General features: G+C 71.2%; 20 protein-coding genes. 8 read left to right on the forward strand and 12 right to left on the reverse strand.

Annotation, left to right across the window (positions count from 1 at the left end; all coding sequences use genetic code 11):
* Positions 1–32 precede the first annotated feature (32 nt).
* Positions 33–668, reverse strand: a complete 636-nt coding sequence (locus SPRI_RS09525) for a GNAT family N-acetyltransferase (RefSeq protein WP_037776201.1) — start codon at positions 666–668, stop codon at positions 33–35.
* Positions 669–956: 288 nt separating this feature from the next.
* Here SPRI_RS09525 and SPRI_RS09530 point away from each other — a divergent pair, with 288 nt between their 5' ends.
* Together SPRI_RS09530 and SPRI_RS09535 are read left to right on the forward strand one after the other, a co-directional pair.
* The gene (locus SPRI_RS09530) at positions 957–1,778 is read left to right on the forward strand and encodes a helix-turn-helix domain-containing protein (protein WP_053557717.1); all 822 of its coding nucleotides are present in this window, start codon (positions 957–959) and stop codon (positions 1,776–1,778) included.
* Positions 1,775–1,960, forward strand: a complete 186-nt coding sequence (locus tag SPRI_RS09535; RefSeq protein ID WP_005310783.1) for a DUF397 domain-containing protein — start codon at positions 1,775–1,777, stop codon at positions 1,958–1,960. Before SPRI_RS09530 ends, SPRI_RS09535 begins: the two co-directional genes overlap by 4 nt.
* A 75-nt stretch (positions 1,961–2,035) precedes the next feature.
* Here SPRI_RS09535 and SPRI_RS09540 read toward each other — a convergent pair whose 3' ends face one another.
* Genes SPRI_RS09540 through SPRI_RS09550 form a run of 3 tightly spaced genes read right to left on the reverse strand, consistent with a single transcriptional unit; the run spans position 2,036 to position 4,346 of the window.
* Complete coding sequence (locus SPRI_RS09540) at positions 2,036–2,908, reverse strand: 5-oxoprolinase subunit C family protein (protein WP_053556853.1); 873 nt, start codon at positions 2,906–2,908, stop codon at positions 2,036–2,038.
* Positions 2,905–3,585 carry a 5-oxoprolinase subunit B family protein gene (locus tag SPRI_RS09545; protein WP_053556854.1) on the reverse strand — a complete coding sequence of 227 codons (681 nt, stop codon included), beginning with the start codon at positions 3,583–3,585 and terminating at the stop codon, positions 2,905–2,907. Before SPRI_RS09545 ends, SPRI_RS09540 begins: the two co-directional genes overlap by 4 nt.
* Positions 3,582–4,346, reverse strand: coding sequence for a LamB/YcsF family protein (locus SPRI_RS09550; protein ID WP_005310788.1), 765 nt, complete (start codon positions 4,344–4,346; stop codon positions 3,582–3,584). The genes SPRI_RS09545 and SPRI_RS09550 overlap by 4 nt, the downstream gene beginning before the upstream one ends.
* Positions 4,347–4,579: 233 nt before the next feature.
* Here SPRI_RS09550 and SPRI_RS09555 point away from each other — a divergent pair, with 233 nt between their 5' ends.
* From SPRI_RS09555 to SPRI_RS09565, 3 genes are all read left to right on the forward strand, one after another.
* A complete protein-coding gene (locus SPRI_RS09555; RefSeq protein WP_005310790.1) occupies positions 4,580–5,275 on the forward strand; it encodes a GntR family transcriptional regulator in 696 nt (231 codons plus the stop codon).
* A 393-nt stretch (positions 5,276–5,668) separates the two neighbouring features.
* The gene (locus SPRI_RS09560; protein WP_005310792.1) at positions 5,669–6,463 is read left to right on the forward strand and encodes an ArsR/SmtB family transcription factor; all 795 of its coding nucleotides are present in this window, start codon (positions 5,669–5,671) and stop codon (positions 6,461–6,463) included.
* Between the two features lie 52 nt (positions 6,464–6,515).
* Positions 6,516–7,028, forward strand: a complete 513-nt coding sequence (locus SPRI_RS09565) for a hypothetical protein (RefSeq protein WP_106428406.1) — start codon at positions 6,516–6,518, stop codon at positions 7,026–7,028.
* A gap of 225 nt (positions 7,029–7,253) precedes the next feature.
* On the opposite strand, the gene SPRI_RS09570 is transcribed toward SPRI_RS09565, so the two are convergent.
* From SPRI_RS09570 to SPRI_RS09580, 3 genes are all read right to left on the reverse strand, one after another.
* Positions 7,254–7,604 (reverse strand): helix-turn-helix domain-containing protein, encoded by a 351-nt coding sequence (locus SPRI_RS09570; RefSeq protein WP_053557718.1) that lies wholly within the window; start codon positions 7,602–7,604, stop codon positions 7,254–7,256.
* Positions 7,605–8,180: 576 nt separating this feature from the next.
* Positions 8,181–9,275, reverse strand: coding sequence for a sensor histidine kinase (locus SPRI_RS09575; protein WP_005310795.1), 1,095 nt, complete (start codon positions 9,273–9,275; stop codon positions 8,181–8,183).
* Positions 9,268–9,975 carry a response regulator transcription factor gene (locus SPRI_RS09580; RefSeq protein WP_005310797.1) on the reverse strand — a complete coding sequence of 236 codons (708 nt, stop codon included), beginning with the start codon at positions 9,973–9,975 and terminating at the stop codon, positions 9,268–9,270. Before SPRI_RS09580 ends, SPRI_RS09575 begins: the two co-directional genes overlap by 8 nt.
* 214 nt (positions 9,976–10,189) lie before the next feature.
* Between SPRI_RS09580 and SPRI_RS09585 the strand changes: the two genes are divergently transcribed.
* Positions 10,190–11,269, forward strand: coding sequence for an endonuclease/exonuclease/phosphatase family protein (locus tag SPRI_RS09585; RefSeq protein WP_078535231.1), 1,080 nt, complete (start codon positions 10,190–10,192; stop codon positions 11,267–11,269).
* Positions 11,270–11,440: 171 nt separating this feature from the next.
* Positions 11,441–11,800, forward strand: coding sequence for a hypothetical protein (locus tag SPRI_RS09590; RefSeq protein WP_005310801.1), 360 nt, complete (start codon positions 11,441–11,443; stop codon positions 11,798–11,800).
* 118 nt (positions 11,801–11,918) lie between these two features.
* On the opposite strand, the gene SPRI_RS09595 is transcribed toward SPRI_RS09590, so the two are convergent.
* From SPRI_RS09595 to SPRI_RS09610, 4 genes are all read right to left on the reverse strand, one after another.
* On the reverse strand, positions 11,919–12,227 hold the full coding sequence (locus SPRI_RS09595) for an SCO5918 family protein (RefSeq protein WP_005310803.1): 309 nt from the start codon (positions 12,225–12,227) through the stop codon (positions 11,919–11,921).
* Positions 12,228–12,285: 58 nt separating this feature from the next.
* Positions 12,286–12,591, reverse strand: a complete 306-nt coding sequence (locus SPRI_RS09600) for a CBS domain-containing protein (RefSeq protein WP_005310805.1) — start codon at positions 12,589–12,591, stop codon at positions 12,286–12,288.
* 48 nt (positions 12,592–12,639) lie between these two features.
* Positions 12,640–14,148: a DEAD/DEAH box helicase gene (locus SPRI_RS09605; RefSeq protein WP_005310807.1), complete on the reverse strand. Its 1,509-nt coding sequence runs from the start codon at positions 14,146–14,148 to the stop codon at positions 12,640–12,642.
* A 356-nt stretch (positions 14,149–14,504) separates the two neighbouring features.
* The gene (locus SPRI_RS09610; RefSeq protein WP_005310809.1) at positions 14,505–14,708 is read right to left on the reverse strand and encodes a cold-shock protein; all 204 of its coding nucleotides are present in this window, start codon (positions 14,706–14,708) and stop codon (positions 14,505–14,507) included.
* A gap of 656 nt (positions 14,709–15,364) precedes the next feature.
* Between SPRI_RS09610 and SPRI_RS09615 the strand changes: the two genes are divergently transcribed.
* The gene (locus SPRI_RS09615; RefSeq protein WP_053556855.1) at positions 15,365–18,739 is read left to right on the forward strand and encodes a pyruvate carboxylase; all 3,375 of its coding nucleotides are present in this window, start codon (positions 15,365–15,367) and stop codon (positions 18,737–18,739) included.
* Positions 18,740–18,858: 119 nt separating this feature from the next.
* Here SPRI_RS09615 and SPRI_RS09620 read toward each other — a convergent pair whose 3' ends face one another.
* Positions 18,859–19,413, reverse strand: a complete 555-nt coding sequence (locus tag SPRI_RS09620; protein WP_037776204.1) for a peptidoglycan-binding domain-containing protein — start codon at positions 19,411–19,413, stop codon at positions 18,859–18,861.
* Between the last annotated feature and the right edge of the window lie 282 nt (positions 19,414–19,695).

The raw sequence follows: 19,695 nt of genomic DNA on the forward strand, positions 1-19,695 counted from the left end.
GCCCACCGTTGGCCCGGAGGGCACCGCCTTCGTCATGCCGCAGACCCGGCGCGAGCCGTCGGCCGGCCCAGGTACAGCACCGGACCGGGGTCCGGCACATCGATCTCCCGGAAGCCGAGACGTCCGTAGAAGGCCCGCGCGGCGGTGTTGGCCCGCACCATGCAGAGGTGCACGGCCGGCACGCCCGCGGCCTCCAAAGCGTCCAGCAGCGCCCGCATCAGGGCGCGTCCGAAGCCGCGGCGCTGCCATCGCGGCAGCAGGTCGATGTGCAGATGCGCGGGGAAGGACGTCAGCTCCGGCAGCACCATGCGTTCCGGCCGGTGCAGGAGAACCAGCATCTCCTCGACGGGCGTCGTCGGCTCACCTTCCGGTTCGGGGTACCGCTCCGACACGAGGGGCAGCCACTCGGCGCGGAACCGCTCGGCGAAGCGCGGCGTGTCCGGCGCGCCCAGGATGTATCCGACGGCCTGCCCTGTTCCGTCGTCCAGCACGAAGGCGAAAGCGGGCTCCAACTCGACGTAGGGGAAGGCGAATAGTGACGGCATCAGCCCGGGATCCGGATAGAGGGACGTCGAGTCCCCACCCTCATGGGCCGTTCTGACGCAGATGTCCGCCAGCGCCGCCCGGTCCGACGGACGGTAGCGGCGCACGAAGGGAACGAGGTCCATGCGGCGCATGTCTAGCAGGAGCGGGAGCGCTCCCACAAGGCACGCGCCCCGGCCGGGGCCTCCATCCGGGCCGCACCCGCGCGGTCGTACACCGAACCGGGAACCCGTACGCAGAGTCAGCGTACGGGTACACACGGTGGACGGGAGGTGCAACCGCACGTGACCATGGGCCGGTTGCGAGACGGTACGTGGAAGGTGGCCGGCATGGCGGCGTGCGAGACCAGCGGTGGCGACGGGAACAGCGAGGCGGACGGCGCCGGTTGCGGCCCGGGCGGTCCGCCCGGGGACATGAACGGCCCCACGGGCGCCACCGAGCCGGAGAGTTCGGACAGCCTCAAGGCGTTCGGCGAGGTCGTCAAGGCGTTCCGGAAGCGTGCGCGTCTGACACAGGAACAGTTCGCCCCGCGGGTGCGGTACTCGGTGCCGACCGTCGCCTCCATCGAACAGGGCCGCCGGTTCCCTCCGGCGTCGTTCGTCGACCGGGCGGAGGAGGTACTGGACGCCTTCGGCGCGCTGCGGGGCGCGGCACGGCATCTGTCGCGGCGGCCGGGGCTGGCGAGCTGGTTCCGGCAGTGGGCGCAGCTGGAGGCGGAGTCGGTCAACCTCTGTACGTACGAGTGCCGTTTGATCCCGGGCCTGTTGCAGACGGAGGCGTACGCGCGCACGTTGTTCTCTGAGCGCCTGCCACCACTCGGCGACGACCAGATCGAGGCCAGGCTGTCCGCGCGGACGGAGCGTCAGAGGCTGTTGCGGGAGCGCCCGAACACGGCCTTCAGCTTCATCGTCGAGGAGCATGTGCTCCAGCGCGGGGTGGGAGCGAGCCCGGAGCTCCTCCCCCACGTCCTCGAGCTCGCCGCACTGCGGAACATCGAGGTCCAGGTCATGCCTCAGAAACGAGTGACCCACGCCGGTATCGACGGTCCGATGCAGCTCCTGGAGACACCGGACAACACCTGGTACGGCTACTGCGAGGGACAGGAGAGCGGACAGCTCATCTCTGACGCCAAAGTGGTCAGCATGCTCCAGATGCGGTATGCCAGGATGCGGTCACAGGCTCTCTCTTTGGAGGACTCCCTGAGCCTGCTGCGGCGGATGCGAGGAGCAGCATGAGCACCACAGAACTGGCCTGGTTCAAGAGCAGCTACAGCGGCAGCTCCGGCGACAGTTGCGTAGAGGTGGCGACCACGCCCGCGACCGTCCACGTCCGGGACTCCAAGGTCGAGCAGAGCCCTGAACTCGCCGTGTCACCCGCGTCGTGGACGAGCTTCGTCTCGTACGCCGCTCAGGACTGACACCGCGCCGAGCGCCCCGTGCCGGTGCGGGTCCGGCGCCGGGCGCTCACTTGCGTCGATCATCCGCCGGCCGCCTCAGCGACGGTGGCGTCGCGGTACGAAGCGGACCGTCAGACCGGGCGCGGCCTGCGCGGCCGGGTACAGCAGGCTCTCGGGGACGACCCCGATCACGGGATAGCCCCCGGTGGTGGGGCAGTCGGCGAGGAAGACCACGGGCCGGCCGTCCGGCGGAACCTGCACCGCGCCGACCACCATTCCCTCGCTCGGCATCTCACGGTGCACGGCCCGCTCCAGCGGCGGACCCTCCAGCCGCAGGGCGATGCGGTTGCTGTGCTGGGAGATCTCGTAGCGGCCCGTGGCGAGGGTGCTCACCGCGGCGGCGGTGAACCAGTCGTCGCGCGGCCCGAGCAGTACGGGCAGCACCAGTTCCTTCGGCGGCGCCTCCCACAACAGCGTGTCGGCGTACAGCGGTTCGCCGGTCGGCTCGCCCAGGGGCAGCGTCCCCCCGTCCCTGAGCGTGGCCGGACCGAGCCCCGAGAGCAGATCGGTGGAGCGGCTGCCCAGGACCGGGGCCACCGCGATGCCCCCGTCGACGGCGACGTAGCTGCGCAGGCCGCTGGTCGGCGCGCCCACGTCGAGTACGGCGCCGGCCGGCAGGTGCACCGCGGTGCCCCACGCCGCCGGCCGGCCGTTCACCCGCACCGGTGCCGGCGCCCCCGTCACGGCGGCCACCGCGGGGCGGTCGGTGCGCACCGCGACCCCGGTCAGTGTGGTCTCCAGGGTCGCCGCGTCGGCGGGATTGCCCACCAGCCGGTTCGCCAGCAGGTGCGCGGGCCGGTCCAGCGCCCCGGCGCGCGGCACACCGAGACCTGCGTGACCGGACCGGCCGAGGTCCTGGACGGTCGTGAGGGCGCCCGCCCGTACGACGTCCAGCGTGCCGCCGCTCATACCGTGCGCTTTCTCGTCGCCGCCGCTGACGGGTCTTCAGGCGTGGCCGCCTGGGTGGGCGCCGCCTCCTGGGGGACGAAGCGCACGCGCGTGCCGGGGGTCAGAAGCGCCGCGGGCTCGCGCTCGAGGTCCCACAGGCGCACCGGGGTCGTCCCGATCAGCTGCCAGCCGCCCGGGGAGGCCCGCGGATACACACCGGTGTAGGGGCCGGCGAGCGCCACCGAGCCCGCGGGCACCGAGGTGCGGGGCGCGGAACGGCGCGGCACCTGGTACCGCTCGCCGAGGCCGAGCATGTAGGCGAACCCCGGGGAGAATCCGCAGAACGCCACCCTGTGTTCCGTACCGCTGTGGATCCGCGCCACCTCGTCCTCCGTGACCCCCCACAGCCCGGCGACCGCGCCGAGATCGGCGCCGTCGTAGTGCACCGGGATCTCGACCAGAGGGCCGCTGCCGGCCGCCGACAGGGGCACGGACCACCGGCGCAGCTCGGCCTCCAGGGCGCGGACGTCGGTGACTTTGTAGAGGAGCACGGTCCGGTCCCCGGGCACGATGTCGCGCACCGGCGCCGGGGTTCCACGGCCGCACCGGTCGAGGATCCTGGCGTGCCAGGCCTGCGCCTCTTCCGGCGTGTCCAGATCCACGAGCAGGGAGTCCTCCCCGACCGGTCGCAGCCTCATACGAACGCCTCCACCCTGACCCCGGCGTCGTCGAGCGCCGCGCGTACCCGCTCCGCCGCCGCGACGGCCCCCGGGGTGTCGCCGTGCAGGCACAGGGAGCGCGCCCGTACGCCCACGGGCTCGCCGGTCAGCGCGGTGACGCGGCCTTCCCGCGCGAGAGCGACGGCCCGGTGGGCGACCTCTGCCGGATCGGTGATCACCGCCCCCGGTGTGGCGCGGGGGACGAGCGTCCCGGCCGCCGTGTAGGCGCGGTCGGCGAACGCCTCTGCGGCGACGGGGAGGCCGACGCGCGCCGCCTGCGCGTGCATGGCGGAGTCCGGCAGGCACAGCACCACGAGCCCGGGGTCGGCCAGCCGGGCGCCGGCGGCCACCGCGGCCGCCTGCTCGTGGTCGGCCACCACCCGGTTGTACAGCGCGCCGTGCGGCTTGACGTAGCTCACGGCCGCCCCGGCGGCACGGGCGAACACCTGGAGGGCGCCGATCTGGTACGCGACCTCGTCGGCGAGCTCGTCCGCCGGCACGTCCATGGCCCGGCGGCCGAAGCCGGCGAGATCCCGGTAGGAGACCTGGGCGCCGATCCGTACGCCGCGCTCGGCCGCCGTCTCGCAGACACGGCGCATGGTGCCGGGATCGCCCGCGTGGAAGCCGCAGGCGACGTTCGCGCTGGTCACCAGGGACAGCAGGGCCTCGTCGTCGGTGAGGGTCCATCGCCCGAAGCCCTCCCCGAGGTCCGCGTTGAGGTCGATCACGAGGTCTGTCACCGCTTGGCTCCTTGGAACGGTCCGTCGGTCAGGAGGTACCACCGCGCTGCTCCGGGTGCACCTGCGGCGGTCGGGCCGCGTCCACGATCACACCACACACGATAGAAAATCGTTGAACGATCCGACAAGGTCTCTGTTGTTTCGTTCAATGATTTCCGGTTGACTGACCCGAACCGGCCGACCGGTCCCGGAAAGCGCCGGACGACCGCCGGCCGCGCGAGAAGGACGGACACATGACAGCCGAGGTCGACCCCGCCGTGCTCGCCGGCGACCGTGCCCTGCTCGGACGCTCGAGCACCGCCGACCGGGTCGCGGACATCCTGCGCACGCGCATCTCCGAGGGGTACCTGCCGCCGGGGAGCAAGCTGTCGGAGGACGCGATCGGCGGCGCCCTGGGCATCTCCCGCAACACCCTGCGCGAGGCGTTCCGCCTGCTCACGCACGAACGGCTGCTGGTCCACGAGCTCAACCGCGGTGTCTTCGTCCGCATGCTGACCGTGCAGGACGTCACCGACATCTACCAGGTGCGCAGAATCATCGAGTGCGCGGCGGTACGCGGCCTCGGCGCCCCGCCCTACGACCTGGGCCACGCGGAGGCGGCGGTCGCGGAGGGCGAGAAGGCCGCGAAGGAAGGCGCCTGGCGCGACCTGGGCACCGCGAACATCCACTTCCACCACGCCGTGGTGGCCCTCGCCCGCAGCAGGCGCCTGGACGACCTGATGCGCGGCATCCTCGCCGAACTGCGCCTGGTCTTCCACGCGATGGACAATCCGCGCGGCTTCCACGAACCGTATCTGGAGCGCAACCGCGAGATCCTCTCCGCCCTCAGGGCGGCGGACCGCGCCAAGGCCGAACTGCTGCTCGCCGCGTATCTCGACGACGCGGAGCAGCAGTTGGTCGAGCGGTACTCCGAACTTCTCGGCCAGTAGGCCGCCCACGGGCCCCCACGGGCCCGCTCTCCCGGCCGCTCACGCCCGCTCACGCCCGCTCACGCCCGGGCCGTCACCGAAGCGGCGAGCGCGGGTCACGGTGCCGCGCCTGCCCGTGCCGCCGTGGCGGTCCTGCCGCAACACCCCCTTCCCTGCGCTTGCCGAGCCGCCCGCAGAGGACCGGAGGGCTCGTCGGCCGCGTCCACCGTGGCGGCGATCCGTGGCGCCCGGACCGGTGGCGAGGCCGAAGAGCAGGCGCAGGTGCGGCGGGCCGCCGCGCGTCCCACCGGTCCGGCCGCTCTGACCGGTCACCGGCAGCACGGAAGCCCAGGTCCGGCAGCTCCTGCGGCCTGCCGCTGGCGTTATGCAGGCAGATACCTGCATAATCGAGGTGTGAGCGACGAGGCGACAGCGACGGACCGCATCTTCAAGGCGCTGGCCGATCCCACCCGGCGGCTCCTGCTCGACCGCCTGCGCGAACACAACGGCCAGACGCTGCAGCAGCTGTGCGAACACCTCGCCATGGCCCGTCAGTCGGCGACGCAGCATCTGGACGTCCTCGTACGGGCCGGCCTCGTGATCGTCGTGCGACGCGGACGGGAGCGGCTGCACTACCTGGATCCGGGACCGATCCACCGGATCGAGGAGCGCTGGATCTCCGAGTTCGACAGGCCCCGGCTGCAAGCGCTCAGCGCCATCAAGCACAAGGCAGAGGAGTACGCCATGACCGACGCATCACCGTCCGTACCGACCTACGTCTACGTCACCTACATCCGCGCGAGCGCGGAGCAGGTGTGGAAGGCCCTGACGGACGCGGACCTGACCGCGCGTTTCTGGGGCCACGCCAACGTCTCCGACTGGCAGCCCGGCTCTACGTGGGAGCACCGGCGCGTCGACGGATCGGACAAGGTCGACGTCGTCGGCCGGGTGATCGAGAGCGAGCCCCCGAAGCGCCTGGTCATCACCTTCGAGGACCCGCAGGGGGCCGGGTCGCCGGAAGGAGCCTCGGTCGTCACCTTCCTCGTGGAACCGCACCAGGACATCGTCCGCCTCACGGTGACCCACGAGAACCTGCCCGACCAGGAGATGCTCGACGGAATCTCGCAGGGATGGCCGGCTGTGCTCGCCAACCTCAAGTCGCTGCTCGAGACCGGTGAGGTCCTCCCGCAGGCGCCGTGGGACATGTAGCCGCGGCCCTCCCCCGTCTTCACTCCGCGCACGACCGCAGAAAGAAGAAGACATGATGGACACCACCCCGCTCAGTGACGCCTACGGCGCGCTGCTCGACGCCGCCGTCACGGTGGCCGGGTCCGGCGACGCCGTCGCCGCCCCGCCGGCCGGCGAGTGGAACGCCGACCAGATCCTGGCGCACGTCTCGCTCGTCACCGCCGCCACGATCGCTGCCGCCTCGTGTGTCGCGGCGGGGGCCAACACGACGTACGACAACCGCATCGCTCTCGACGCCTGGACCATCGACCGTGTCATCGCGCTCGCAGGCGGCGACGCAGGGCTCCGGGACCGCGTCCGCCGCCAGGGAGAAGCACTCTGCGCGCTCGGCGGACCCGCCCTGAGCGAGGCCGAACTCGCCACACCGGTGCCCACAAGGCTGCTGTCCAACGGCAAGGTCCTGGTAGATCAGCCCGTGCCCCTTGGGGACCTCGTCACGGGTCTGGCGGAAGTGGAACTCCCCGGCCACACGAAACAGCTCCTGGCGCTCCTGCCGAACGCCCCCGCGGACCGGCCCGCGGCCTGATCTCTGGGCGGGCCGCCAGGTCGTACGGGACGGGCAGCGCCGGGACCGGGCGGGTCTTCGGCCGGCGTCCGTGAAGATCGGAGCGGCTCAGGGGGCGGGCCGCAGCCGGGCTTGCCGGGCCACGGCGGACGGCGCGTGCCGGTCGGTCGGCGGTGCCGTCGGGCGGGCGCCGCTGCCCGCCCGTCGCACACGGCGGCCGGAGCGAGGTGCTCATGAGCGGTGGGCTCAGCCGGAGACCTCGCCGGAGCTCTCGACCGGCTGACCGGCGGCTCGCCGGATCTCGGCGTTGATGCGCCGCGCCTCTTCGAGCTGGTCCTCGAGGATGACGATGCGGCAGGCGGCTTCGACCGGGGTGCCCTGGTCGACGAGTTCACGCGCGCGGGCCGCGATCCGCAGCTGGTACCGCGAGTAGCGCCGGTGACCACCCTCGGAGCGCAGCGGGGTGATCAGCCGCGCCTCACCGATCGCGCGGAGGAAGCCGGGCGTGGTGCCCAGCATCTCGGCGGCCCGTCCCATCGTGTAGGCGGGGTAGTCATCGTCGTCGAGTCGGCCACCGAGCGCATTATCCGCTGCCATCTGCACCTCTTCTTCCTGAGAACGCGTCGAGGGGCCCTGGTGCCGTACGGCACCAGGGCCCCGAAGGAAATTGAACACCATCTGTCGGCCCTAGTCCTGCGCCGACCTTCTGTTTCCGCGGCATCGCCCCGAAGAGGGACGGGAGCGCGGGGATCGCGAATGCGTGACCGGGGACCACCTTCCGTTCCGGGGTCTTGCGGTACCCGGGGAGTCTTGCTCTCCCGGGCGATCCTGATGGCGTCTGCTTCCTCCGTTCCTTCCTCTGGGACTTACCTCTTACTTGGTACTGCTTCCGGTGGCCCCTCATCACCGCGGGCCACCCAGTACGGCGGCCAGCCCCGTCGCCATCCTGCGAAACCGGCTCCGGAACTCCACCACCGCACCGAACTGCGGGTACTGCTTTGTACTGCTGCCCGGCAGTTCGTCTCTGCCGGGCTCTCTCCGATCTCGGCTACAACAGGAACACTAACCACATCGGAAGCGAATGTCTACTACGGCGAGCATAGATTTTTGAGTGCTCGGGACGGAGGTAACGTGAGATCACCGGCGGACGCGGTCAGGGCGCTCCGCCCCTGCTCAGGGGTGCCTGCCGGTCTGCGGGGCTGCCGCCGGCAGCTCCACGGTGATGCGGAGTCCGCCCGCGGCGCGCGGCGTGATCGTGAGCGTGCCGTCGTGCACGTGGGCGATGCTCTTGACGATGGCCAGGCCGAGGCCGACACCCGCGTGGTCGGTGCGCACGCGTTCGCTGCCGCGCCGGAACGGTTCGGTGAGTGTCGGGACCAACGCCGGGGGGAGCTTCTCGCCGGTGTTCTCGACCGTGAGCACCACGCCCTCGGGGCGGACGCCGGTCGCGATCCGCACCGTGCCCCGCTCGGGCAGATTGTGCACGACGGCGTTGTGCACGAGGTTCGTCGTCATCTGCAGCAGGAGCGCCTGCGACCCGGTGGCCAGGGCGATGTCACCTGAGGTTTCGAAGGTGACACCACGCTTCTCGGCGAGCGGGAGCAGTGTTTCCGTGGCCTCCTCCACGAGGAGGGACAGGTCGACGGGCTGCCGGGTGAAGGACCGCTGCTCGGCGCGGCTGAGCAGGAGGAGCGCCTCGGTGAGGTCGATCGCCCGGGTGTTGACGGCATGGAGGCGGTCGATGATTTCGCCGCGGTCGTGGTTGGGATCGGTGCGGGCCACGTCGAGAAGCGCCTTCGAGATCGCCAGCGGGGTGCGCAGCTCGTGCGAGGCGTTGGCCGCGAATCTCCGCTGCTCGGCGACGTGTGCTTCGAGCTGCGCGAGCATGTCGTCGAAGGCGTCGGCAAGTGCGCGGAACTCGTCGTTGCGCCCCTCCAGTCGGATCCGGTGGGAGAGCGATCCGTTCGCGGCACGCTGTGTGGCGTCCGTGATGCGGGTCAGCGGGGCGAGCATGCGGCCGGCGAGCAGCCACCCTCCCACGAGGCCGAACACCAGCAGGAACGCCATGACCACGGCTGCCCCCGCCGCGAAGTCGCGCGCGAGGACGGCACGGACCTGCAGTCCGCCGATGCTGCTCGTCACCTCGGGCAGGTTGCTCAGCAGGAACACCCACACCGCCGCGATCAGCATGACCCCGGCCAGCAGGAGGAACCCGGCGTAGCTGAGGGTGAGTTTGAGGCGAACGCTCCACCCGGGCGCCCTATCCACGGTCCCCGCCCACGCTTCCGCTCCCGTGCCCGGCCTGCGGTCGCGCGTCGATGCGGTAGCCGACGCCCGGCACGGTGGCGATGATCCAGGGTTCGCCGAGCCGCTTCCGCAGCGCCGAGACGGTGATCCGCACGGCGTTGGTGAACGGGTCGGCGTTCTCGTCCCACGCGCGTGCCAGGAGTTCCTCGGCACTGACGACACCGCCTTCGGCGGCGACGAGCACTTCGAGCACGGCGAACTGCTTCCTGGTCAGCGCGACGTAACGGCCCTCCCGGTGGACCTCCCTGCGGAACGGATCCAGCCGCAGACCCGCGATCTCCCGCACGGGTGGCCTGTTGTGCGCACGCCTGCGGTCGAGCGCTCTGAGCCGCAGCGCGAGCTCTCGGAGTTCGAACGGTTTCGTGAGGTAGTCGTCGGCGCCGAGTTCGAACCCGGACGCCTTGTCGTCGAGGCGGTCGGCCGCGGTGAGCATGAGGATCGGCATGCCGCTGCCCGAGGCGACGATGCGTTCGGCGATCTCGTCACCCGAGGGGCCGGGGACGTCCCGGTCGAGGACGGCGATGTCGTAGGCGTTGACGCTCAGCAGCTCCAGAGCGGTGTCGCCGTCACCCGCGATGTCCGCCGCGATGGCTTCCAGCCGCAGGCCGTCGCGGATGGCCTCTGCCATATAGGGCTCGTCCTCGACGATCAGCACACGCATGCTCCGATGCTAGAAGTCGGCGCATATCGTCGGCGTATCGAGAACCGCATACGCCCCGGCAACACCGAGGTGCCTTGACTTGCGGCATGACCCACTCGTCGCGCAAACGGCATCGGGCGCACCGATGCGATCGATCGTGCCTGCCCGCCACGTGTGCAGTGCCCACCCAGGACCCGAGGACGCAGCAGTGACCGGCAGCGATCGAGGACGGACGATGACGCGGGTGGCCACGGCGGAGACCGGGCAGGACGACGCCGCCGCCCGCCAGGATTCAGGCTCCGGTATCCGCAGCACAGGCGTCCGCCGGGCGGTCCGCGCCGTCTCCCGGCCGGGACAGTGGAAGCGCGGCCCGGTGCTCGCGGCGTCGGCGCTGCTGCTGGGCCTGTTCATGCTGCTGCACGCGCAGATCACGGACTTCGGGGGCCTCGGCAGCCTGGTGGAGACCTTCCTGCCGTGGTTCGGCCTGTTCGTCCCGGTGCTGCTGGCCTGGGCGCTGTGGCGCCGCTCCCCCTCCGCGGTGGTCGCGCTGCTGCTGCCGGCCGTGGTGTGGCTGAACCTCTTCGGCGGGCTGCTCGGCGACAGGTCCCACCCGGGCGGCGACCTCACCGTGGCCCAGCACAACGTCGGTGAGGGCAACCCGGACCCCGTCGGCACCGCCCGCGACCTGGCCGCCTCCGGGGCGGACGTGCTGGCGCTGGTGGAGCTGACCCACCAGGTCCGGGGCACGTACGAGAAGGAGCTGGCGGAGGCGTACCCGTACCACACGGTGCAGGGCACGGTCGGGCTGTGGAGCAAGCTGCCGCTGTCGGACACCCGGCCGGTCGACACCCGGATGGACTACGGGCCGCTGGGGGACACCAAGCCGGCCGAGGTCAAGATGGCCTACAACCGGGCGCTGCGCACCACGGTTGCCACGGATCAAGGGCCGCTGGCGGTCTATGCCGCCCACCTGGGATCCGTACGGCTGATGCCCAGAGGGGGCTTCTGGACGGACAGCCGGGACCGCAACGCACAGGCGCTCGGCGAGGCCCTCGCCGCCGAACGGAACGAGCGGGTGGTGCTGCTCGGCGACCTGAACGGCACCACGGACGACCGCGCGTTCGCCGGCATCACCTCGCTGATGCGCTCGGCCCAGGACGAGGCCGGGGACGGCTTCGGCTTCACCTGGCCGGCGAAGTTCCCGGTGGTGCGGATCGACCAGATCCTGGTCCGCGGCGTGGAGCCGCAGAGCTCGTGGGTGCTGCCGGCCACCGGCAGCGACCACCTGCCGGTGGCAGCCCGGATCAGCTGGTGACCACCACGGACAGGGCCCGGCCCCGCGGGTGCCGTCGATGAGCGGCCGCCGGGTGCCGGGCCCGTTCCCTCCGCGGGACGATCACGCCTGAGCTGCGCACTCAGGGATCTTGGGCCCGTGGGCCGGACTCGCATCCATGGAAAGGGCCCGGGTGAAATAAACTCGCCTGTCATGTCGAAACCTGACGCTCTGCTCGTCGACGTGGCCGCCCTGGTGGAGTCCGGGCAAAGCAATCTCATGTCTCTGACCGTGGTCACCGGTGGCACGGTCATCACCGGCCGGCTGGCCCCCGAAGCCGTGTGGAGGCAGCGTGTGTCGGAGGTGCTGACCGACTCGGAAAGCCTCCGCGCGTTCTCCGGCGCCTTCAGCGCCTCCCCCGCGAAGCAAGGTCCGCCCACACATCTGCACTTCCATGTGGCGCGGATCCTCCAGGGCACCATCGGGATCCCCGAAACAGGCGGCATGTACCGCGTCTCGATCGAGGACGTGAGCGCCTGGACCGTCGGCGACTTCAGCTATTCCGACCAGTGAATCCACCACTACCAGGACAGTGACACCACAAGAAGAGGGCCCGACCGGCGCGCGCCGGTCGGGCCCTCTTCGTTCCTTGCCCTCAGGTGCCTGCCCAGGCCCGGAGGGTGCCGGTGGGTCAGCCGGCCACCGTGCTGCCGAGCGAGGCGTGCGCCTGCTGGAGCGGGGTGAGCACGCCGACGGGCGCTGCCGGGACGGCGGACCGGCAGGTGAAGCCGAGTCCTGTCATCGCCCGGACGACCTCGCCCGCGCTGAAGTCACGGCGGTCCTGTCGGGTGATGACCGCGCCCACCTGCTTGACGGGGTACTGACGGCGGCCGATGACCACGAATTCACCGGTGATCGGCTCGGGCTTGACGCCCTTCATCGACTCCAGCACGCCACTCTTGGTCAGATCGAAGGGGAAGCGAGCGATGACGCAGCGCATGAGACCTCACAGGGAGAAGTGGGGAAGCGGGAAGGGGAGCCCGCGGGGGTGCGGCGGTTCAACGGGAGGGAGCGGCGAGATCGCTGAGGCGCACGGTGTCCGTGCGGACGGCGCTGTCGCGTACGGCGACGAGCTGCGCCAGGGTGACGGATCCGGTGCACCGGTCGTCCGCGTCGCAGATGAGCAGGTGCCCGGAGCGGGCGCCGGCCATCACGGACAGCGCCACCTCCACGGTCATGTCGCCCCAGACCTTCGCGGTCGTGTCGCAACCGGCCTTCGGTCCGGCCGCCGGCACGAGGCCGGCCGCCGACCTGTCGCCGGAGCTCGTGCCGACCGGACGGTGCTTCAGCTGAACCGGTGCCAAAAGATGCCTCCTGCGACGGTGGTTGAGGGTGTTGTTCGTCCGGGGTGCCTAGGCCGCGGTGCCGACGGCGGCCTGCCGCCGGGGAGCACGGCGCGGCGCCTGGGACGAACGGCTGCGCCGGTTACGGGAGCCGGCGCTGCGCGCGGGACGCTCGGTCACCGGTGCCGTGATGACGACCGGTGTGCCGGACGGGGCCTGCGCGCCGGTGATGCGGTTCAGCTCGGCGCCGCCGGACCTGACCTGGGTGGTCACCGGGCGGACCCCGGCGTGCGTCAGGAGACGGGCCATGTCACGGCGCTGGTTGGGGGTCACCAGGGTGACGACGCTGCCGGACTCGCCGGCCCGGGCGGTACGGCCGCCGCGGTGCAGGTAGTCCTTGGGGTCGGTCGGCGGGTCGACGTTGACGACGAGGTCGAGGTTGTCGACGTGGATGCCGCGGGCGGCGACGTTCGTGGCGACGAGCACGGTGACGTGCCCGCTCTTGAACTGCGTCAGCGTGCGGTTCCGCTGCGGCTGGGACTTGCCGCCGTGCAGGCCCGCGGCCCGTACGCCGCTGTTGAGCAGGTCCTTCGTCAGCCGGTCCACCGCGTGCTTGGTGTCCAGGAACATGATCACGCGGCCGTCGCGGGCCGCGATCTCCGTCGTGGTGGCGTGCTTGTCGGCGCTGTCGACGTGCAGCACGTGGTGCTCCATCGTCGTGACGGCGCCGGCCGACGGGTCGACGGAGTGCACGACCGGATCGTTCAGGTATCGGCGCACCAGCAGGTCGACGTTGCGGTCGAGGGTGGCGGAGAACAGCATCCGCTGGCCGTCCGGGCGGACCTGGTCGAGGAGGGCGGTGACCTGGGGCATGAAGCCCATGTCGGCCATCTGGTCCGCCTCGTCGAGGACGGTCACGGCGACCTGGTCGAGCCGGCAGTCGCCGCGCTGGATCAGGTCCTTCAGCCGTCCGGGCGTCGCCACGACGACCTCGGCGCCGCTGCGCAGCGCGCCGGCCTGGCGGCCGATCGACATGCCGCCGACGACCGTGGCCAGCCGCAGCTTCAGCGACCGGGCGTACGGGGTGAGCGCGTCGGTGACCTGCTGGGCCAGCTCCCGCGTCGGGACGAGGACCAGGGCGAGCGGAAGCCTGGGCTCTGCGCGCTTGCCGGCGGTACCGGCCAGCATGGCCAGACCGAAGGCGAGGGTCTTGCCCGAGCCGGTGCGGCCGCGGCCGAGCACGTCACGGCCGGCGAGGGTGTTCGGCAACGTCGCCCCCTGGATGGGGAACGGCACGGTGACGCCCTGGGCGGCGAGCGCCGCGAGCAGCTGCTCGGGCATGTCGAGATCGGCGAACCGCTCGACGGCCGGCAGAGCGGGGGTGACGGTGACGGGGAGGGCGAACTCGCCCTGCGCCGCGGCGGGCCTGCGGCCGTAACCGCCGGAGCGACCGGAACCACCGGAACGGCCGGAACCACCGGAACGGGTGGGAGCCGACGAGCCGAAACGGCTGCCCCGGCCGGAGCCACCACCGCTACGGGTGCGGGAATAACGGTCGTCGGTACGTGTGCGGTTCATACGGAACCTTCCTCGATGTGGCACGTATCAAGGAATTACCGCAGCAGAGGAGCAGCACGGAGAATCGCGAGAACGAGCCAGGCAGAAAGCGAAAACGAAAGCGAATCGGAACACCCGGGGAGAAACCCTGACGGGTCACCGGGACGGGCAGATCGATTCGGACGTCAATGCCGGAATGAGTCCCTGCCGAATGTTCGTCCGGAGGCGGGAGGGACATCCGCCACGCGAGGGGACCGCGATCTCCGGAGAGGGGCCGCGGCACGATGGGCCGCGGTGTCGGGGCCAGAGCCCCGCAACTGCAACGAGCCGGGGCCCGCACCCCAAGGTGCGGGCCCCGGCTCGATCACGCTTCAGCGTCAGGCCGGAACGATGTTCTCGGCGGTCGGGCCCTTCTGGCCCTGCGCGATGTCGAAGTTCACCTTCTGGCCTTCCAGCAGCTCACGGAAGCCCTGGGCGGCGATGTTCGAGTAGTGGGCGAACACGTCAGGCCCGCCACCGTCCTGCTCGATGAAGCCGAAGCCCTTTTCCGCGTTGAACCACTTCACGACGCCAGATGCCATGTCAAATCTCCTTCGGGGCAGTACCCGGAGTCCACACCGTGCGGTCTCCGTGTCGCCGCAATGATCACCCCGTCCGGAAATGACCGGATACACAAAAGCGCTCACAGCGACCTGAGGGCCGCCGGGGCACTTGGATTTTCGGGAACCACAACTGCAACTGATAACGACAGTAGCACGGCGAGATCGACCGGGCGCTGCAAGTAATTCTTTTCCGCCTGTTACGCGAGATACCCTCACCGCGCGTCGCGCTGATTTCTCACTTCGCGGTCACAGATATTCGCTCGCCCCGGACTGATCTCTTCACCGCGCCGCGGCCGTCCGAGCCACCGCGCGGGCGCGCCCACCCGGTGTGGGCCCGGATCCCGGCCCGCGCCGCCCGGCGGCGAGCCCGCTCACCGCCCGGCCCTCCACCCGGCCGGACCGGCCGCGATGACCGTGGCGCAGATCACCAACGAGCACCGGCCCCGGCAGTGACGCAGGCCATCGTCTGTCTCCGTGATCTCTGGGAAGGTCTCCGATACGGTGTCGAGCGCTTCGGGCCCAAGGCCCCCCGGCACATCGCCGCCGCCGCATGACCACCGGATGCCGGCACCGGCGTCCCGTGCGACATCGCCCGTCCTGAGGCCGCCCGGCCCGCGACACGACTGGGGAGTTTGATGTTCGGCAAGGTATTGGTCGCCAACCGCGGCGAGATCGCGATCCGCGCCTTCCGCGCGGCGTTCGAGCTCGGAATCTCCACAGTGGCGGTGTTCCCCTACGAGGACCGCAACTCCCTCCATCGGGCCAAGGCCGACGAGGCGTACCAGATCGGGGAGCCCGGTCATCCCGTGCGGGCCTACCTCTCGGTGGACGAGGTGATCAAGGCGGCCCGTAAGGCGGGGGCCGACGCCATCTACCCGGGTTACGGCTTCCTTTCCGAGAACCCCGACCTCGCCGCCGCGTGCGCGGAGGCCGGTATCGCCTTCGTCGGGCCGCCGGCGTCGGTGCTGCACCTGACCGGGAACAAGTCCCGGGCGGTCGCGGCCGCCCGGGAGGCGGGCGTACCGGTGCTGAAGTCCTCCGAACCGTCGGAGGACGTCGACACGCTCGTCGCCGCCTCGAAGGACATCGGCTTCCCCGTCTTCGTGAAGGCCGTCGCGGGCGGTGGCGGACGCGGTATGCGCCGGGTCGCCGAGCCCTCGGAGCTGCGCGAGGCGATCGACGCGGCGATGCGCGAGGCGCGCTCCGCCTTCGGCGACGCGACGGTCTTCCTGGAGCAGGCGGTGGTCAACCCCCGCCACATCGAGGTGCAGATCCTCGCCGACGCCGAGGGCAACGTCGTGCACCTCTACGAGCGGGACTGCTCGGTGCAGCGCCGCCACCAGAAGGTCGTCGAGATCGCGCCCGCCCCGAACCTCGACCCGGAACTGCGGGCGCGGATCTGCGCCGACGCCGTCGCCTTCGCACGCCACATCGGCTACGTGAACGCGGGCACCGTCGAATTCCTCGTCGACGAGCGCGGCAACCACGTCTTCATCGAGATGAACCCGCGCATCCAGGTCGAGCACACCGTGACCGAACAGGTCACCGGGCGCGACCTCGTCATCGGACAGCTGCGCATCGCCGCCGGCATGACGCTGCCCGAACTGCGCCTCACGCAGGACGACATCGTCCTCAACGGGTCCGCCCTGCAGTGCCGCATCACCACCGAGGACCCCGCCAACGGCTTCCGGCCCGACACCGGCACCATCTCCGCCTACCGCTCCCCCGGCGGACCCGGCGTCCGGCTCGACGGCGGCACCGTCCACACCGGCGCGGAGGTCTCGGCACACTTCGACTCGATGCTCGTCAAGCTCACCTGCCACGGGCACGACTTCGCCAACGCGGCCCGCCGGGCGCGCCGGGCCATCGCCGAGTTCCGCATCCGGGGCGTGGCCACCAACCTGCCCTTCCTGGGCGCCGTACTGGACCACCCCGATTTCCGGGACGGGCGGATCACCACCAGCTTCATCGACGAGCACCCGGAGCTGATGCGGGCCCGTCCTTCGGCCGACCGCGGCAGCCGGATGCTCAGCTACCTCGCCGAGATCACCGTCAACCAGCCGTACGGTCCGCGCCCCGACGTCATCGACCCGGCGGACAAGCTGCCCGCCGTCCCGCTCGCGGAGCCGCCCGCCGGGTCGCGGCAGCGCCTCGCCGCCCTCGGTCCGGAGGCGTTCGCCGCCGAGCTGCGCGCCCAGTCGGCCGTCGCCGTCACCGACACGACGTTCCGCGACGCCCACCAGTCCCTGCTGGCGACCCGGGTCCGTACCCGCGACCTGCTGGCCGTCGCCCCGCACGTCGCCCACAGCGCCCCGCAGCTGCTGAGCCTCGAGTGCTGGGGCGGCGCCACCTACGACGTGGCGCTGCGCTTCCTCGCGGAGGACCCGTGGGAGCGGCTGGCCAAGATCCGGGAGGCCGTGCCCAACATCTGCACCCAGATGCTGCTGCGCGGCCGCAACACGGTCGGCTACACGCCCTACCCGACCGAGGTCACGGAGGCGTTCGTCGCCGAGGCCGCGCGGACCGGGATGGACATCTTCCGGATCTTCGACGCCCTCAACGACGTGTCCCAGATGCGCCCGGCGATCGACGCCGTACGCGCCACCGGCACCTCGGTCGCCGAGGTCGCCCTCTGCTACACCGCCGACCTCTCCGACCCCCGCGAGACCCTCTACACGCTGGACTACTACCTGCGTCTCGCCGAGCAGATCGTGGACGCGGGCGCCCATGTCCTCGCCATCAAGGACATGGCCGGGCTGCTGCGCCCGCCCGCCGCGCGCACCCTCGTCACCGCGCTGCGCGAGCGGTTCGACCTGCCGGTCCACCTGCACACGCACGACACCGCGGGCGGGCAGCTCGGCACGCTGATCGCCGCCATCGACGCGGGGGTCGACGCCGTCGACGCGGCGGTCGCCTCCATGGCCGGCACCACCAGCCAGCCTCCGCTGTCGGCGCTGGTCGCCGCCACCGACCACACGGAGCGCGCGACCGGTCTGTCCCTCCAGGCCGTCGGCGACCTCGAGCCCTACTGGGAGGCGACCCGCAAGGTGTACGCCCCCTTCGAGTCCGGTCTCGCCTCGCCCACCGGCCGGATCTACCACCACGAGATCCCCGGCGGGCAGCTGTCCAACCTGCGTCAGCAGGCCATCGCCCTCGGTCTGGGCGACCGCTTCGAACTCATCGAGGACTGCTACGCCGCGGCCGACCGGATGCTCGGCCGGCTGGTGAAGGTGACGCCGTCCTCGAAGGTGGTCGGCGACCTGGCGCTCCACCTCGTGGGCGCCGGCGTCTCGGCGGCGGACTTCGAGTCGGACCCGGGCAAGTTCGACGTACCGGACTCGGTGATCGGCTTCCTGCGCGGCGAGCTGGGCGACCCGCCCGGCGGCTGGCCGGAGCCGTTCCGCACCCGCGCGCTCCAGGGCCGGCCGGCGAAGGCCGACACGCCCCAGCTGTCGGACGAGGACCGCGAGGGTCTCGCGCAGTCGCCGCGGGCGACCTTGAACCGGCTGCTCTTCCCCGGCCCCACCAAGGAGTTCAACGCGCACCGCGAGGCGTACGGCGACACCTCCGTCCTGCCGACGCGGGACTTCCTGTACGGACTGGAGACGGAGACCGAGCACACCGTCACGCTCGAGCCCGGCGTCACGCTGCTCATCGAGCTGGAAGCCGTCTCCGACGCCGACGAGCGCGGCTACCGCAGCGTACTGGCCACGCTCAACGGCCAGTTGCGGCCGGTTTCGGTGCGCGACAGGTCCGTCGCGACCGAGGTCAAGGCGGCGGAGAAGGCGGACCGGGGCAACGAGGGCCACGTCGCGGCTCCGTTCGCCGGCGTGGTCACACTCCAGGTGGAGGAGGGCGCGTCGGTGTCGGCCGGCCAGACCGTCGCCACCATCGAGGCGATGAAGATGGAGGCGTCGATCACCGCCCAGAGCTCGGGCACGGTCCGCCGCCTCGCGATCGGCAGGATCCAGCAGGTCGAGGCGGGCGATCTGCTCATCGAAATCGGCTGACAGGGCCGTCCGGCACACGACAAAGCGGGCCGTGCCCGGCGCCTGGAGCGCCGGGCACGGCCCGTTGTCGTGTCCCGACGAGGGACAGTACGGCCGGATCCACGTGTGCGGGAGCCTTGTCAGCTGCAGCTGCGGTAGCCGTAGGCGGCCAGGCGCCAGGTGTCGTTGCCTTCCCTGAACCGGTACCTGCCCTCACTGTCACGCTCGACCGCGAAGTCGTGGACCGAGCCGTTGTACACGAACTCGACCGTCTCCCCCCGCGCGGTGCTGCCGCCCGTCTTCACCAACTGGTTGTCCGCCCTGCCGAAGGTGTTCGGGCCGACCATGCCGTCGGCCTTGTCGTAGGACGAGGCAAGCCCCCACGACACCTGGAGACGCTTCGTGGCGCCGTAGGTATTGCCGCCGAAGATGCCGTCGATGTCCGTGCCGTCGAAATTCGTGCCGTCCGACTCGTTGGCGCCCTCGGCCCACAGGATGGTCTGCCAGAGGCAGACGGCGTTGTTCTGTGAGTACGCAGCCGTGGAGATGGTCCCCTCATCTCCCCAGTCGCCCACGTACGTGTCGTAACCGCGGACATAGCCGTCGGAGATCTTGGCAGAGGCCGGCGAGGCACTCATGGCCAGTGTGGCTGCCGCGCACATGGCGAGCGTGGCTCCCAGGTGAGTGCGTGTCATGCGGAATCCCACGATGTTTCCCCCTTGGTCGATCAGTGGCGCAGGGCGTCTCGCGCCCTGCGCGTGGGTGTACGTTTCGGCTCTTTTCGGATCTGTCCGCCGAAAGCGTTGCGGACACCCTCGCAGACGGGCGTCGGTACCGGACAGGCGCTTTCGGCACAGCGCAAAAGCACAGGTCGCAGGCGCCCCTTGGCTGCCGCGGTGAGATGCCCCGGGCACTCGGAGAGCGGTTCGTGATTCTTCGAGTTGTTCTGCCGTCGCTCGATGGTGTGGGGGTGCCGG

The sequence above is a fragment of the Streptomyces pristinaespiralis genome, assembly GCF_001278075.1.
Classification (GTDB): Bacteria; Actinomycetota; Actinomycetes; order Streptomycetales; family Streptomycetaceae; genus Streptomyces; species Streptomyces pristinaespiralis.

Coding starts and splice junctions, on each gene's coding strand:
- SPRI_RS09525 (WP_037776201.1), bottom strand. CDS start 668: ATGGACCTCGTTCCCTTCGTGCGCCGCTACCGTCCGTCGGACCGGGCG.
- SPRI_RS09530 (WP_053557717.1), top strand. CDS start 957: ATGAACGGCCCCACGGGCGCCACCGAGCCGGAGAGTTCGGACAGCCTC.
- SPRI_RS09535 (WP_005310783.1), top strand. CDS start 1,775: ATGAGCACCACAGAACTGGCCTGGTTCAAGAGCAGCTACAGCGGCAGC.
- SPRI_RS09540 (WP_053556853.1), bottom strand. CDS start 2,908: ATGAGCGGCGGCACGCTGGACGTCGTACGGGCGGGCGCCCTCACGACC.
- SPRI_RS09545 (WP_053556854.1), bottom strand. CDS start 3,585: ATGAGGCTGCGACCGGTCGGGGAGGACTCCCTGCTCGTGGATCTGGAC.
- SPRI_RS09555 (WP_005310790.1), top strand. CDS start 4,580: ATGACAGCCGAGGTCGACCCCGCCGTGCTCGCCGGCGACCGTGCCCTG.
- SPRI_RS09565 (WP_106428406.1), top strand. CDS start 6,516: ATGATGGACACCACCCCGCTCAGTGACGCCTACGGCGCGCTGCTCGAC.
- SPRI_RS09570 (WP_053557718.1), bottom strand. CDS start 7,604: ATGGCAGCGGATAATGCGCTCGGTGGCCGACTCGACGACGATGACTAC.
- SPRI_RS09580 (WP_005310797.1), bottom strand. CDS start 9,975: ATGCGTGTGCTGATCGTCGAGGACGAGCCCTATATGGCAGAGGCCATC.
- SPRI_RS09585 (WP_078535231.1), top strand. CDS start 10,190: ATGACGCGGGTGGCCACGGCGGAGACCGGGCAGGACGACGCCGCCGCC.
- SPRI_RS09590 (WP_005310801.1), top strand. CDS start 11,441: ATGTCGAAACCTGACGCTCTGCTCGTCGACGTGGCCGCCCTGGTGGAG.
- SPRI_RS09595 (WP_005310803.1), bottom strand. CDS start 12,227: ATGCGCTGCGTCATCGCTCGCTTCCCCTTCGATCTGACCAAGAGTGGC.
- SPRI_RS09605 (WP_005310807.1), bottom strand. CDS start 14,148: ATGAACCGCACACGTACCGACGACCGTTATTCCCGCACCCGTAGCGGT.
- SPRI_RS09610 (WP_005310809.1), bottom strand. CDS start 14,708: ATGGCATCTGGCGTCGTGAAGTGGTTCAACGCGGAAAAGGGCTTCGGC.
- SPRI_RS09615 (WP_053556855.1), top strand. CDS start 15,365: ATGTTCGGCAAGGTATTGGTCGCCAACCGCGGCGAGATCGCGATCCGC.
- SPRI_RS09620 (WP_037776204.1), bottom strand. CDS start 19,413: ATGACACGCACTCACCTGGGAGCCACGCTCGCCATGTGCGCGGCAGCC.